The organism is Hydrogenophaga sp., assembly GCF_051860785.1.
Classification (GTDB): Bacteria; Pseudomonadota; Gammaproteobacteria; order Burkholderiales; family Burkholderiaceae_C; genus Hydrogenophaga.
The window spans coordinates 60,499-74,394 of sequence record NZ_JBIMLB010000010.1; the positions used below are offsets into that span (position 1 = coordinate 60,499).

The window sequence follows — 13,896 nt, forward strand, 5'->3', positions numbered from 1 at the left end:
CGAGATGCCGTCCCCCCTCCAAGCGCCGAAGGCGCGCAAGAGAGGGGGGAAGCCGCGCAGCGGCGCAGGGAGGTGTCTCATTTCAACCCCGCGTGCATGAAGCTGTCGACGAAGCGGCGCTGGAAGATCAGGAAGAGCAGCATCAGCGGGGCGATGACGACCATGGTGGCCGCCATCAGGCGCGGCCAGTCGGCGCCGCTGTCGGCCTTGGCCAGCAGGCCCAGGCCGATCGGCAGGGTGCGCACCGACTCGCTGTTGGTGACCAGCAGCGGCCACATGTAGTCGTTCCAGTGCGTCACCACCGAAATCATCCCGAAGGCCACCAGGGTGGGCTTGACCAGCGGCAGGTACACATGCCAGAGCGTGGCCCAGTGCCCGCAGCCGTCCAGGCGCGCCGCATCGGCCAGGTCCTGCGGCACCTGGCGGAACGACTGGCGCAGCATGAAGGTGCCGTAGCCGCTGGCAATGAACGGCACCATCAGCGCCCACAGGCTGTTGAGCAGGCCGAGCTCGCGCACCGTGATGAAGTTGGTCAGGAAGGTGGCGTAGATCGGGAACATCACCTGGAGCAGGAACAGGCCGAACAGCAGGTCGCGGCCGGGGAAGCGCAGGCGCGCAAACGCGTACGCGGCCAGCGTGATGGTGGTCAGCTGCGCCAGCAGAATGCAACCCGTCACCAGCAGCGAGTTGAACAGGTACATGCCAAAGGGCGCGACCGACAGCGCCGCCGGGTAGTTCGCCCACTGCAGCACCTGCGGCAGCACGCCAGAGGCAGGGTCGAAGATTTCGGCGCGCGTCTTGAACGAGGTGATGGCCATCCACGCGAGCGGACTGAGCCACAGCAACATGGCCGGCACCAGCAGCCAGTGCATCCATCGCGAACGGGCCAGGAGGAAGCGGTGTGCTGTCATGTTCAGCGTCCTATGTAGTGAACACGGCGTCCGAGGGTGAGCGCCACGATGCCGATCAGTCCCATGACGACCAGCAGAAGGATGTTGGCGATCGCCGACGCGGTGCCGATGTCCTGGAACTGGAAGGCGTTCTGGTAGATGTAGAAGGTGAGCACGTTGGTGGCGTCGGCGGGGCCGCCCTGTGTCATCACGAACACGTAGTCGAAGATCTGGTACGAGTGCAGCACGCCGATGATCACCACGAAGTACAGCGTGGGCGAGATCAGCGGGATGGTGATGTGCACCAGTTGCCGGAAGCCCGAGACGCCGTCGAGCCGCGCGGCTTCGTACAGGTCGCGTGGCACCAGCTGCAGCGCGGCGAGCAGGATCAGCATGAAGTACCCCGCGTACTTCCAGATGCTCATGAAGATGATGGCTGGCAGCGCCCATTGGCGGTCGTACAGCCATTCCAGCTTGGGCAGGCCGAGCATCTCCATCAACCCGTTGATGGGGCCGTAGCCCGGCGCGTACAGAAACACCCACACCATGCCCGCGGCCACCGAAGGCACCATCACCGGGTAGAAGAAGATCGCCCGGTAGAGCGCGGTGCCCCGGAGCTTGCGGTCGAGCGCCACGGCCAGCACCAGCGCCAGCCCGATGGACGTGGGCACCGTGACCACCATGTAGACGACCGTGTTGCGCAGCGACTGCCAGAACAGCGCGTCGTGCCAGAGCCGCTGGTAGTTCTCCCAGCCCACGTGGAAGACCTCGGTCGATCCCAGCTGCACATCGTAGAAACCGTAGATGAGTGAACGGATGATCGGCCAGTAGGTGAACGCCGCCAGGAACACCAGTGACGGCGCGAGCATCACCACGGCAGTGAGGATCTCGCGCCTTCGCGCGCGGTTGCGCACGACAGGCACGGCGTCGGGCGCATCGGCCAGGGTCAGGGTGTTCATGGCATTTCCCGGTGCCTCAGCCGCGCCGGCGAGCCAGGCGCTGGATCTCAAGGTTGGACTTGGCGGTGGCCTCGCGCAGCGCGGCGTCGGGCTTCACCTCGCCGGCCAGCGTGCGGTCGATGGCGCTCTGCAGGTGCGCGCGCACCTTGTGGTAACCCGGCACCTGCAGGAAGGCGCCCGCCACTTCCGCGGTGACGAACGCGGTGCGCGCTTCGGGCACCTTGGCCACGTGCGCCTTGAGCACCGGCGTGTCCCAAGACGACTTGCGCGCCGCCAGGTAGCCGGTGTCGATGCACCACTGCGCCTGGTTCTGCGTGTTGGTCATCCAGCGCGCAAAGGTCCAGGCCGCCTTCTTGTGCGCGTCGGGCTGCTTTTTGGCAATCAGGATCGGCCCACCGCCCATGGTGGAGCCGAGCTGCTTGCCCTTGGGCATGGGCGCCACGCCCACCGGGAACGACGCCGACTTGAGGATGTTGGTCATCGAGCCGGTGGAGTGGTAGAGCATGGCGGTGCGCCCGGCCATGAAATCGTTGGCCGAGCTCTCCCACGTGGAAGCCGCCGGCATCATCTTCGCCTGCGCCATGCGCTGCCAGAACTCCAGCGCGTTCACGCTTTCCGGCGCATCGAAGGCCACCTTGTCCCTGGTCCAGAACACCAGGCCGTTCTGGCGCACGAAGCTCTCGAAGATCCAGTCGTGCCAGCCGCCGCCGATGGTCAGGCCCCATTGCGAGACGGTGTCACCCTGGCGCTGGGTGAGCGCCTTGGCCGCCGCTTCCAGCTCGGTCCAGGTCGTCGGAGCAGCCTTGATGCCGGCCTTTTCGAAAGCCGGCTTGTTGTAATAGAGCACCGGTGTGCTGCACTGGAACGGCAGGCCATAGAGTTTGTTGTCGGACATGCACGTGCCCAGGAAGCCGGGCATGAAGTCCTGGTAGATGTCGTCGGCCTTGGCCAGGGCCGTCACGTCCTCCAGGGCGTCCATGCCCAGAAAGGTGGTCAGCATGGAGTTGATGGGCAGCCAGGACGCCGGCGGATCGCCCACGCCGAGCGCCGTCATCACCTTCTGCTCGGTGTTGTCGTAGCTGCCGGCGTAGATCGCCTCGACCTGGATGTCGCTGTGGGCGGCATTGAAGCTGCTGATCATGTTGGAGACCAGGCGGTTGATGTCGCCCGAGACGCCGACGGGGTACATGAAAGCCAGCTTGACCTGCTGCTGGCCCGAGGCAAACAGCGGCATGCCGCCGAGCAGCGCGGCGGCCGACACGGTGGCGCTGCTTTTGAGGAACTGGCGGCGCGGGGTGGGGTTGAATCGGGACATGACACGGCTCCTTCAAGACAGGGTGGTGAATCGAAAACAAGAAAAAAGGCAGGTCGTATGTTCCGGTCACATCGTGACAAACATATGAAATCCACACAAGCAAGAATAGTTCCACATCAAATTATGGATTTGTGTTGAAAATGATCTTAGACTCCACCACCATGAGCACGACGCTGCTGATGGCCCAACTGTCCGATCCCCACGTGGGTACCGGGCCCGCTTTCCTGGGCGGTCGCATGGACACCGAGCACGCTCTGCGCCAGGCGGTGGCCTATGTGGCGGCCATGGAGCCAGCGCCCGATCTGGTGTTGCTCACCGGTGACCTCACCGAACACGGCAGCGCAGCCGAATACGCGGTGGTGGCCGATGCCCTGGCACTGCTGTCGATGCCGGTGTACGCCGTGCCGGGCAACCACGACGACCCCAAGGTGGCGCGCGACGCCCTGAGCCGGTGCATGCCGGTGGCGCCCGATGCACCACACGGGGTGTGCTGCTACCACCGCCACCACGGTGGCCTGCACCTGGTGGCACTCGATACCGTGGTGCCCCGGCAATCGCACGGCGCCCTGGAGGCCGACCAACTTGCCTGGCTGGCGCGCACGCTGGATGCTTGCCGGGACGAGCCGGTGCTGATCTTCATGCACCACCCACCGCTGCCCACCGGCATCGAAGCCATGGACGCCTGCAGCCTCCTGACCGGTGGCGACGCATTGGCCGCGCTGGTGCGCCAGCACGGCGCGGTGCAGGGCGTGCTGTGCGGCCACCTGCACCGCCCGGTGCAGATGCAGTTCGGCGGTGCGCCGCTGCATGTGGCGCCTTCGGTGGCGCATCAGATCACGCTCGACCTGCGGCCCGGTGCACCGCTGCGCGCGCAACTCGAACCGCCCAAGATCTCGCTGCACCGCTGGTCGCTGCCGCACGGCCTGTGCACCCACTTGAGCTACGTCGAGGCCTTCGGTCCGGCGCTGGTGCTGTGATGCAGGCGCAGGTGGGCCTGGAGCGGCACCACTTCGCCGACCTGCGCGCCCTGCTGGCCTGCGCATCGCCGCCGCGCTCGGGCGACGAGCTGGCCGGGCTGGCCGCGCAGAGCGCGCAGCAGCGCGTGGCCGCGCGCGAGGTGTTGGCCGACCTGCCCTTGCAGCGCTTCCTTGACGATGCCGTGGTCCCTTATGAAGAGGACGAAATCACGCGCCTCATCGTCGATGGCCACGATGCATCGGCGTTCGCGCCAGTGGCCCACCTCACGGTGGGCGGCTTTCGCGACTGGTTGCTCTCCGATGCGGCCGACACCGCCACGCTGCAAGCGCTCGCGCCCGGCCTCACGCCCGAGATGGTGGCCGCGGTGAGCAAGCTCATGCGCAACCAGGACCTGATCCTGGTGGCCAGCCGCTGCCAGGTCGTCACGCGCTTTCGCAACACGCTGGGCCTGCCCGGCCACCTCGCAGTGCGCCTGCAACCCAACCACCCGGCCGACAGCCCGGCCGGCATTCTGGCCAGCATGCTCGACGGACTCATGTACGGCGCAGGCGATGCGTGCATCGGCGTGAACCCGGTGAGCGACAGCGTGCCCGAGCTGGTGCGCCTGCTGCACCTGTTCGACGAGCTCGTGCAGCGCCACGGGCTGCCCACGCAATGCTGCGTGCTCACCCATGTCACCAACACGCTGCAGGCCATCGAACAGGGCGCGCCGGTGGACCTGGTGTTCCAGAGCATCGGCGGCACCGAGGCCACCAACCGCAGCTTCGGCGTGCACCTGGGGCTGCTCGACGAGGTGCATGCGGCCGCGCAGGCCCAGCGGCGCGGCAGCGTGGGCCAGAACCTCATGTACTTCGAGACCGGCCAGGGCAGTGCCCTGTCGGCCGGGGCGCACCATGGTGTCGACCAGCAGACCATCGAAGCGCGCGCCTATGCCGTGGCGCGGCGCTACCAGCCGCTGCTGGTGAACACCGTGGTCGGCTTCATCGGGCCAGAGTACCTGTTTGATGGCAAGCAGATCATCCGCGCCGGCCTGGAAGACCACTTCTGCGGCAAGCTGCTCGGCCTGCCCATGGGTTGCGACATCTGCTACACCAACCACGCCGAAGCCGACCAGGACGACATGGACAACCTGCTCGTGCTGCTCGCCTCGGCCGGGTTGAACTTCATGATGGGCGTGCCCGGTGCCGACGACGTGATGCTCAACTACCAGAGCACCTCGTTCCACGACGCGCTCTTCGTGCGCGAGTTGCTGGGTAAAAAACGCGCACCGGAATTCGAGGCCTGGTTGCAGGCGCAGGGCATCACCGATGCGCAAGGGCGCCTGTACCCCGCGCCGGTGGTGCCCGCGCTGGCGCGGCGTTTCAGTCCCTTGCTGGGGGCGCCATGAACGAGCCGGTGGTTCAGGACCCGTGGACCGAGCTGCGACGCCACACGCCGGCGCGCATCGCGCTGGGCCGCGCGGGCAGCAGCCTGCCCACCGCAGAGCTGTTGCGCTTCTCGGCGGCGCATGCGCGGGCGCGCGACGCAGTGCATGTGGCGCTGGACATCGAGGCCCTGGCACTCGACGCCGCGCAGGCGGGCTGGCCGCCGGTGATGGTCGCCAGCGAGGCGCCCACGCGGGTGGATTATTTGCGCCGGCCCGATCTCGGCCGACGCCTGCGGGCTGAAGACCGGCAGCACCTGCGCGATGTGGCCACCGGCCCCGCGGATCTGGTGGTGGTGCTGGGCGATGGCCTGTCCGCGCTGGCGGTGCAGTCGCATGCGCTGGCGGTGCTGACTGCGCTGCACCGCTCGCTGGCCGCGTCGCCCGATGCGCCACTGCAGTGCGCGCCCCTCGTGGTGGCCACCCAGGCGCGCGTCGCGCTGGCCGACGACGTGGGCGCCGCGCTGCAGGCGCGGCTGGCCTTGATCCTGCTCGGCGAGCGCCCGGGCCTGAGCGCGGCCGACAGCCTGGGCGCCTACCTGACCCACGAACCTCGACCGGGCCGCACCGACGCCGAGCGCAACTGCGTGAGCAACATCCGTCCCGATGGCCTGGCGCCCGCCGCCGCTGGACAACGCCTGGCCTGGCTGGTCCGGCAGGCGCTGCGCCGGGGATTGACCGGCGTCGGCCTCAAGGACCAGAGCGCGATCGATTCCCTTCCACCATGACACCACGAACCATGCCCACCCTGGCCTTGTTTGACCTGGACCACACCCTGCTCGACGGCGACGGCGACGACCTCTGGTGCCGCTTTCTTCTGCGCCACCGCCTGGTGGACGCCAAGGTGCAGGCCGGCAACGAGCGCATGGGCGCCGACTACCGCGCCGGGCGCGTCAGCGTGGAAGCCTTCAGCGATTTCTATGCCGCGCTGTTGGCCGGCCGCACACCGGCCGAATGGGCACCCTGGCAGGACCGGTTCCTGGCGGAGGAAATTCGTCCCCGCCTCCCGGACGCCGCGCGCGCCCTGGTGGCATCGCATCGGGATGCCGGCCACTCGCTGCTGCTGACCACCGCCAGCAACAGCGTGATCGCCGCCCGCACCGCCGCCGATCTGGGCTTCACCGACTGGCTCTCGACCGAGCTGGTTCTCTCCAACGGCGTGTACACCGGGGAGGTGCTGGGCTTTCCCAACATGCGTGAAGGCAAGTTGCGGCGCCTGCGCATCTGGCTGGCCGACCAAGGCCTGTCGGAGCAAGCGCTGGAGTCGGCCTGGTTCTACAGCGACTCCATCAACGATCTGCCCCTGCTCAGCAACGTGGGGCACCCGGTCGCCGTCAACCCGGACGCCGCGTTGCACCAGCACGCCCTGGTGCACGACTGGCGGGTGATCGACGTGTTGGGCAAGGCGACGGCCTGAGGCGGGATCGGGTGACGCTCAGCCCACGCGCCCACTCAACCCCCGCGCCGCCGCCAGCACCTTGCCCACATGCCGCTCATCGAACCGGTGCGCGGGCATGGTGAGCGTGAGCGACGCGGCAATCGATCCGTCCGCATGGAACACCGGCGCGGAGATGCCCGCCACCTCGGCCAGGCGGTCGCCCACGGCGGTCATGAAGCCGTCGGTGCGGATGCGCGCGTACACGCGCTTGTCTGCCGGCGTGGGATTGCGGTTGTCGTCGCCGGCGCCGAAGGCCGAGAGCACACGCCCGCCTGTGCCCTGGTGCAGCGGCAGCAGGTCTCCGGCGCGAATATGGTCGCGCACCGGGTGGGGTGAATCCACTCGGTAGAGGCACAGGCGCGTCTGGTTCGGCGCCTGGCCCTGGCGCACGTGGTAAGCCGCGCTCTCGCCTGTGGTGGCCACGAGCTGGCGCAGCACCGGCATGACAACACGGTCGAGCGAGAAGGACGCGGCGTAAATGCCGTGCAGCCGTGCCACTTCGCCGCCCAAGGCGTAACGTCCGTCGTCCAGCCGTTGCAGCAGGTGGGCGTGTTCGAGGGATGCGAGCAGGCGCAATGCGGTGCTCTTGTAAAGATGTGTGCGCTCGGCCAGTTCGGCCAGCGACAAGGCCGCATCGCCCGCGTGGAACGCGCCCAGCAGCGAGAGCGCGCGGTCCACTGCGGCGGTTCCGCCTGTGGCGGCGTGGGTGTCGGCAACGGAAGGGCTTTGTGCTTTGCGGGGCATGGCGACGGGCTCGGGTTGACAGCATCGGGATGATCTGCCATTCTTTCATCAGAAAGAATATCGTTCTGTCTGATAGAACGCAAGTCCTGAAACACTTTCATGTCCTTTCCGTTCGAAGTCCTCATCAGCGAAGTCGGTCCGCGCGACGGCCTGCAATCCGTGAAGGCCACCATGCCCACGGTCGACAAGCTGCGCTGGATCGACGCGCTCGTGGCGGCCGGCCTGCGCGAGATCGAGGTCGGCTCTTTCGTGCCAGCCAGGCTGTTGCCGCAGATGGCCGACGTGGTGGACGTGGTGCACCACACACTGCGGCACCAGGGCATCACGGTGATGGCGCTGGTGCCCAATCGGCGCGGCGCCGAGGCCGCGCTGGCCGCTGGCGTGCACAAGATCACCCTGCCGGTTTCGGCGAGCGAGGCGCACTCGCTGGCCAATGTGCGCAAGACGCCGGCACAGATGCTCGACGAACTGCGCGAGGTGCATGCACTGCGGCGAGAGCTCGCGCCCGTTGTGTCGATGGAGGTGGGCCTGTCCACCGCGTTCGGCTGCACGTTGCAGGGTGCGGTGAACGAAGACGATGTGATCCGTCTGGCCGTGGCCTGTGTGGAAGCGGGTGTGGACGAAGTGGGCCTGTCCGACACCACGGGCATGGCCAATCCGGCGCAGGTGCGCCGCCTGTTCACGCGACTGCGCGACGAACTGGGCGAGCGCGCGGGCGCGGCCCACATGCACAACACGCGTGGCCTGGGGCTTGCCAACTGTCTGGCGGCTTTTGATGTGGGTGTGCGAACTTTCGATGCTTCGCTCGGTGGCCTGGGCGGTTGTCCCTACGCACCCGGCGCCTCCGGCAATGTGGTCACTGAAGATCTGGTGTTCATGTTCGAGGCCATGGGTGTGCGCACCGGCATCGACATCTCGAAACTCATCGCCGCGCGCGAGCCGCTTAGAGCGGGCCTGCCCGGTGAACCCGTGTACGGCATGACGCCCGAAGCGGGTCTGCCCAAGAATTTCTTCTCATGACAAAACTCCCCTACGAAGGCCTGCGAGTCGTCGAATTCACCCACATGGTCATGGGCCCCACCTGCGGCATGGTGCTGGCCGACCTGGGCGCCGAGGTCATCAAGGTGGAGCCGCCCACCGGCGACAACACGCGCCGCCTGCTGGGCTCGGGCGCCGGTTTCTACCCCCTGTTCAACCGCAACAAGAAAAGCCTGGTGCTGGACCTGCAGTCGCACGAAGGCCAGGAGGCGGTGCGCAAGCTCATCGCCACCGCCGACGTGGTCAGCGAGAACTTCAAGCCCGGCACCATGAAGAAGCTGGGGTTGGACTACGACACCTTGAAGACGCTCAACCCGCGCCTGATCCATGTGAGCCACAAGGGCTTCCTGCCCGGCCCCTACGACCACCGAACCGCGCTCGATGAGGTGGTGCAGATGATGGGCGGCCTGGCCTACATGACAGGCCGCCCCGGCGACCCGCTGCGAGCGGGTTCTTCCGTGAACGACATCATGGGCGGGCTCTTCGGCGCGATCGGCGTCATGGCGGCGCTGAGTGCGCGCGAGAAGACCGGCGAAGGCTGCGAAGTGCAGAGCTCGCTGTTCGAGAACAACGTCTTCCTCGTCGCGCAGCACATGATGCAGTTCGCCGTCACCGGCAAGCCCGCCGCACCCATGCCCGATCGCATTTCGTCCTGGGGCATCTACGACGTGTTCCAGGTGCAGGATGGCGAGCAGATCTTCCTGGCCGTGGTGAGCGACACGCAGTGGGCCCTCTTCTGCGAGGCCTTTGGCTATCAGGATCTGAAAGCCGATGCGAGGCTGATGGGCAACAACAACCGGGTGCGCGCGCGCGACTGGCTCATGCCCTTGCTGCGCGAACGCCTGTCCACGCAGAAGGCGGCCGACCTGGCCGCACTGTTCGAACGCCACGGCCTGCCATTCGCGCCGATCACCAGGCCCCACGAACTGCTGGAGGACCCCCACCTGTGCGCCACCGGCGGCCTGGCGCCCATCACCCTGCCCGACGGAAAGCGCGCGGGCGAGACTGCGCAAACCGTGCTCCTGCCGCTGGCGCTCGATGGTGAGCGACTGGGCGTGCGCCGCAGCCCGCCCCGGCTGGGAGAGCACAGCGACGAGTTGCTGACGTCACTGGGGTACACGGCTGAACAAGCGACGCAATTGAGCCGCACCGTGCTGAAAGCTGACTGAAAAGTCATCAATCCTGTCAGATCTTTCATGGGTCCATGCGTGAGAGTGGGGTAATCTGCCCCCCGTGGACAAACTCAAGCAACTCGAAACCTTCGTGGCGGTCGCCACGCGCGGCAGCCTCACGGCGGCCGCCAAAGCCGAGGGCGTGGCTCCGGCCATCATCGGACGCCGGCTCGACGCCCTCGAAGCCCGGTTGGGCGTGAAACTGATGGTGCGCACCACGCGCCGCATCACGCTCACGCACGAAGGCAGCGCCTTTCTGGAAGACTGCCAGCGCCTGCTGGTCGACATCGCCAACGCCGAAGCCAGTGTGAGCGCGGGCGGCGTCAAGGCCAGCGGCCACCTGCGCATCACCGCGCCGGCCGGCTTCGGGCGGCGCCACGTGGCGCCGCTGGTGCCGCGCTTTCGCGAGCTGCATCCCGAGGTCACCATCTCGCTCAACCTGAGCGACCGCGTGGTGGACGTGGCCGGTGAAGCCTACGACTGCGCGGTGCGCGTGGGCGACCTGCCGGATTCCTCGCTGGTGAGCGTGCGCCTGGCCGACAACCGCCGACTGTGCGTGGCCACACCGCGCTACCTGCAGCAGCATGGCCGTCCGCAAGTGCCGGCCGATCTCGCTCGCTTCGACTGCCTCACGCTTTCCAGCGATGCGTCACAGACCCGGGGCTGGGCATTTGCCGTGCCCGCCGAGGGCGGCGACAGGGAGATCGTTCACCTGCGACCGGGTGGTCCGCTGGACTGCACCGACGGGCAGGTGCTGCGCGAATGGTGCCTGGCCGGTTACGGCATCGCCTGGCGCAGCACCTGGGAAGTGGAGGCCGACATCGCCGCCGGCCGGCTGGAGAGCGTGCTCGACGATTTCGCTGCACCACCCAACGGCATCTTCGCGCTGTTCCCGCAGCGCAAGCACCTGGCGCTGCGCGTGCGGTTGTGGATCGATTTCCTCAAGCACGAATACGCCCGGCCAGAGTTCTGGGCCGGCGCGGGCGCGCGCTGAACCGCCATGCCTCCCACGCTGGAAACCGACCGCCTGCGCCTGCGGCCCTTCACCGAGGCGGACGCGCCTTTCGTCCTCGAACTCGTGAACGACGCCGCCTGGCTCGCGTACATCGGCGACAAGGCCGTGCGCACGCTGGAGGACGCGAAGCGCTACCTGCTCGAAGGCCCCATGGCCATGTACGCCGCACTGGGTATCGGGCTGTGTGCGATGGACCTGAAGGAGGTCGAGCCGCGCCCGGTCGGCATGTGCGGCCTGCTGGTCAGGGAAGGGTCACCCGACGTGGAGCTGGGTTATGCGCAGCTGCCCGAAGCGCGCGGCCAGGGGCTGGTGCGCGAGGCCGCAGCGGCCTGGGTGGACTACGGCGATCGCCAGCTGAAACTGCGCGAGATGCACGCCTACACCCACGCGGACAATGGCGCCTCGCAGGCGGTGTTGGAAGAACTGGGTTTCGTCCTGTTGCCGCCCGCCTCAGCGGAGGAAGAAGCGGCCAGGGCGCGCCGGCATTGGCGCCTGACTTTCAGTGCGTGACCCCCGAGGCCCCACGCCGAAGCGAGAGCCACGCGAACAGCCCGCCCACCAGCGCACCGGCCACCACGTCCAGAAACACGTGCTGGCGGATCGCCATGGTCGACCACACGATCACGGCGCACTGCAGCACGCTCCAGACCTTGAGTGCGCGGGGCGCGCCCACCTGGGAAAACACGCGCTGCAGCCAGAACGCGGTGTAGACCGCCGAGGCCACGTGCAGCGAAGGGCAGGCGTTGCCGGAGGCGTCGATGCCTTTCATGAACGCCAGTTGGGGGTGGAGCGACCAGTCGATGTCGGGCACCGGCGCCTGCGTGGGCAACAACCAGAACACCAGCAGGCACGAGGCGCACAGGGCGGCGGTCCACAGCCCGTAGCGCAGCAGCTCGCGAAAGTTCGGCATGAGGGCCGATGGCAGAGACACATACACCCAGAGCGAGACGTAGGCGGCGAACCCGGCGGGTGTGAAGGGCACCCAGTCGTCGATGGCCAGCGCCGGCATCGGCCAGGGTTCACGCGTGGGGTGGTGCAGCACCCAGAAGTAACCCTGGAAGAACAGCACCATGAAAGCGGTGGTGCCGGCCGCCTTCAGGTACCAGAGCGTCACGAAACGGGCCATCAGTTGCCGGGGCCAGGCGCGATCGGTGGGGGGTGTCATGCGGGGTGGAGGTCGATCGGCGTTGGCGCCGCGCTAATGTACGACAGGCGCCCTCTGGGGTAGCGCATTTGTATAATCTGTCGCCCTTCGCAGCACGGGTGGCCTGTGTACGCACCGGGCCCCACAACAACAAAAAGGCTGCTGCTTCCGGGACTCCCCCGCATCCGTTCACGTGCCCGGGCTTTCGCTCTGGTCACACCCTGCCGGTCAAAATTCGGACCTTTCCCATGAGTTCTGCCGATCTGATTCGCACCTTTCTCACCGATCGCCTGGGCGTGGAGCCCAGCCAGATCCAGCCCGCTTCGCTGCTGGCCGACCTGGGGGTGGACTCGCTGATGCTGGCCGAGCTCCTGTTCGAGGCCGAAGACCGGCTGGGGATCGAGATTCCGTCCGATCTTCCGCTGCCCAGCACGGTGGGCGACATGCGGGCGACGCTGGATTCGCTGACCACCGCGAAGACCGGCTGACCCATGCAGGCCCGCCGCGTCGCGATCACAGGTCTCGGGGTGATCAGCCCCTACGGTGGCGACATCGCCGACTTCTTCGAGCGTTTGATCGCAGGCGAGTCGGCCGTGCACCACCTGCTCACCGAAGACCTGCCCCGCCCGCTGTCGACCCCTTTCGTGAGTTGCGCCGGTTTCGACGCTATTGCCGCCCTGGGCAAGCCGCTCTCGCTCATGATGGAGCGCTTCGCCCAGCTCGGCATGGCAGCGGCGTTCCAGGCCTGGGAGCAGGCCGGGTTGCCACGCCGGCCTGAAGAGGCCTGCGGCGGTGCGCGCGAGCAGTGGGGCTGCATCTGGGGCACGGCCCTGGGTGGCCTGGCGGCACACGAGCGCGGCAGCCGCGAGATGTGGCAGATGGGCCGTGAACGTCTTTCGCCGCTGTCGGTCGTACAGGGCATGAACAACGCGGTCAACGCGCACATTTCCATACAACTCGGTCTGGGCGGCGTCAGCACCAGCCACACGGCCGCCTGCGCCTCGTCGGGCATCGCCATCGGCGAAGCGTTCAGGCGCGTGCGCAGCGGTGAAGCCAACGTGATGCTGACCGGCGGCTCCGATGTCTGCCAGTCCTATGGCGTGGTGCGCGCATGGGAAGCCATGCGGGTGTTGTCGCCAGGCGATGCGGCGTCCTCGGCGGCCGCCTGCCGACCTTTCGCGGCCGACCGTGCCGGCCTGGTGCTGGGCGAAGGCGCCGCAGCCCTGGTGCTGGAGGCCTGGGACCACGCGGTGGCCCGGGGCGCCCGCATCCATGGTGAAATCGTCGGCTATGGCACCAGTTGCGATCACAGCCACCTGGTCCGTCCGCAGCGCGAAGGCCAGGTGCGTGCGATGCGCGCCGCCCTCGTCGACGGCGGGCTGGCGCCTGCGGACATCCACTACGTCAATGCGCACGGCACGGCCACCACCGAGGGTGACCCGGTGGAGATCGCCGCCTTGTGCGAGGTGTTTGGCGTGTTGGCATCGAGGCTGCCCGTGAGCGCCACCAAATCCATGCATGGGCACCTGCTCGGCGCCGCCGGTGCCATCGAAGCCGTGGTCACGGCGCTGGCGCTGCGCGAGCAGGCCGCCCCACCCACCGCCCACCTCGCAGGCCGAATCGATCCGGCCTGCGAAGGTGTCGACCACATCCTGCAGGGCCGCCGTGGCATGACCATGCAGGCCGCGCTCTCGAGTTCCTTTGCCTTCGGTGGCAGCAATGCCGTGCTGGCGTTCCGTGCGCCGCCCCGTTGACGCTTTTCTTGAAACTGACTGAATTC

15 protein-coding genes are annotated in these 13,896 nt (G+C 67.6%); 10 read left to right on the forward strand and 5 right to left on the reverse strand.

The features are described from left to right. Positions 1–77 precede the first annotated feature (77 nt). From ACTIF6_RS14465 to ACTIF6_RS14475, 3 genes are read right to left on the reverse strand one after another with little or no spacing between them, the layout of a single operon-like run. Positions 78–911, reverse strand: a complete 834-nt coding sequence (locus tag ACTIF6_RS14465; RefSeq protein WP_439588620.1) for a carbohydrate ABC transporter permease — start codon at positions 909–911, stop codon at positions 78–80. A gap of 2 nt (positions 912–913) precedes the next feature. Continuing rightward, positions 914–1,849 carry a carbohydrate ABC transporter permease gene (locus tag ACTIF6_RS14470; protein ID WP_439588621.1) on the reverse strand — a complete coding sequence of 312 codons (936 nt, stop codon included), beginning with the start codon at positions 1,847–1,849 and terminating at the stop codon, positions 914–916. A 16-nt stretch (positions 1,850–1,865) separates the two neighbouring features. Further along, positions 1,866–3,164, reverse strand: a complete 1,299-nt coding sequence (locus tag ACTIF6_RS14475) for an ABC transporter substrate-binding protein (protein ID WP_439588622.1) — start codon at positions 3,162–3,164, stop codon at positions 1,866–1,868. A 140-nt stretch (positions 3,165–3,304) separates the two neighbouring features. Here ACTIF6_RS14475 and ACTIF6_RS14480 point away from each other — a divergent pair, with 140 nt between their 5' ends. Genes ACTIF6_RS14480 through ACTIF6_RS14495 form a run of 4 tightly spaced genes read left to right on the forward strand, consistent with a single transcriptional unit; the run spans position 3,305 to position 6,982 of the window. Next, complete coding sequence (locus ACTIF6_RS14480; protein WP_439588623.1) at positions 3,305–4,141, forward strand: phosphodiesterase; 837 nt, start codon at positions 3,305–3,307, stop codon at positions 4,139–4,141. Then, positions 4,141–5,529, forward strand: a complete 1,389-nt coding sequence (locus ACTIF6_RS14485) for an ethanolamine ammonia-lyase subunit EutB (protein WP_439588624.1) — start codon at positions 4,141–4,143, stop codon at positions 5,527–5,529. The genes ACTIF6_RS14480 and ACTIF6_RS14485 overlap by 1 nt, the downstream gene beginning before the upstream one ends. Further along, positions 5,526–6,293: an ethanolamine ammonia-lyase subunit EutC gene (gene eutC, locus ACTIF6_RS14490; protein WP_439588625.1), complete on the forward strand. Its 768-nt coding sequence runs from the start codon at positions 5,526–5,528 to the stop codon at positions 6,291–6,293. The genes ACTIF6_RS14485 and eutC overlap by 4 nt, the downstream gene beginning before the upstream one ends. Next, the gene (locus ACTIF6_RS14495) at positions 6,290–6,982 is read left to right on the forward strand and encodes an HAD family hydrolase (RefSeq protein WP_439588626.1); all 693 of its coding nucleotides are present in this window, start codon (positions 6,290–6,292) and stop codon (positions 6,980–6,982) included. Before eutC ends, ACTIF6_RS14495 begins: the two co-directional genes overlap by 4 nt. 18 nt (positions 6,983–7,000) lie before the next feature. Here the strand turns inward: ACTIF6_RS14495 and ACTIF6_RS14500 are convergent, their stop codons facing one another. After that, positions 7,001–7,747: an IclR family transcriptional regulator gene (locus ACTIF6_RS14500; RefSeq protein WP_439588627.1), complete on the reverse strand. Its 747-nt coding sequence runs from the start codon at positions 7,745–7,747 to the stop codon at positions 7,001–7,003. A 99-nt stretch (positions 7,748–7,846) separates the two neighbouring features. Between ACTIF6_RS14500 and ACTIF6_RS14505 the strand changes: the two genes are divergently transcribed. From ACTIF6_RS14505 to ACTIF6_RS14520, 4 genes are all read left to right on the forward strand, one after another. Then, on the forward strand, positions 7,847–8,767 hold the full coding sequence (locus ACTIF6_RS14505; protein WP_439588628.1) for a hydroxymethylglutaryl-CoA lyase: 921 nt from the start codon (positions 7,847–7,849) through the stop codon (positions 8,765–8,767). Then, on the forward strand, positions 8,764–9,954 hold the full coding sequence (locus tag ACTIF6_RS14510) for a CaiB/BaiF CoA transferase family protein (RefSeq protein WP_439588629.1): 1,191 nt from the start codon (positions 8,764–8,766) through the stop codon (positions 9,952–9,954). The genes ACTIF6_RS14505 and ACTIF6_RS14510 overlap by 4 nt, the downstream gene beginning before the upstream one ends. Before the next feature lie 64 nt (positions 9,955–10,018). Then, complete coding sequence (locus ACTIF6_RS14515) at positions 10,019–10,951, forward strand: LysR family transcriptional regulator (protein WP_439588630.1); 933 nt, start codon at positions 10,019–10,021, stop codon at positions 10,949–10,951. Between the two features lie 6 nt (positions 10,952–10,957). Further along, a complete protein-coding gene (locus tag ACTIF6_RS14520; protein WP_439588631.1) occupies positions 10,958–11,482 on the forward strand; it encodes a GNAT family N-acetyltransferase in 525 nt (174 codons plus the stop codon). On the opposite strand, the gene ACTIF6_RS14525 is transcribed toward ACTIF6_RS14520, so the two are convergent. Further along, a complete protein-coding gene (locus ACTIF6_RS14525) occupies positions 11,472–12,137 on the reverse strand; it encodes a phosphatase PAP2 family protein (protein WP_439588632.1) in 666 nt (221 codons plus the stop codon). The genes ACTIF6_RS14520 and ACTIF6_RS14525 overlap by 11 nt on opposite strands. Before the next feature lie 227 nt (positions 12,138–12,364). Here ACTIF6_RS14525 and ACTIF6_RS14530 point away from each other — a divergent pair, with 227 nt between their 5' ends. Then, complete coding sequence (locus ACTIF6_RS14530; RefSeq protein WP_439588633.1) at positions 12,365–12,604, forward strand: acyl carrier protein; 240 nt, start codon at positions 12,365–12,367, stop codon at positions 12,602–12,604. A gap of 3 nt (positions 12,605–12,607) precedes the next feature. Next, positions 12,608–13,870: a beta-ketoacyl-[acyl-carrier-protein] synthase family protein gene (locus ACTIF6_RS14535; RefSeq protein ID WP_439588634.1), complete on the forward strand. Its 1,263-nt coding sequence runs from the start codon at positions 12,608–12,610 to the stop codon at positions 13,868–13,870. Positions 13,871–13,896 lie beyond the last annotated feature (26 nt).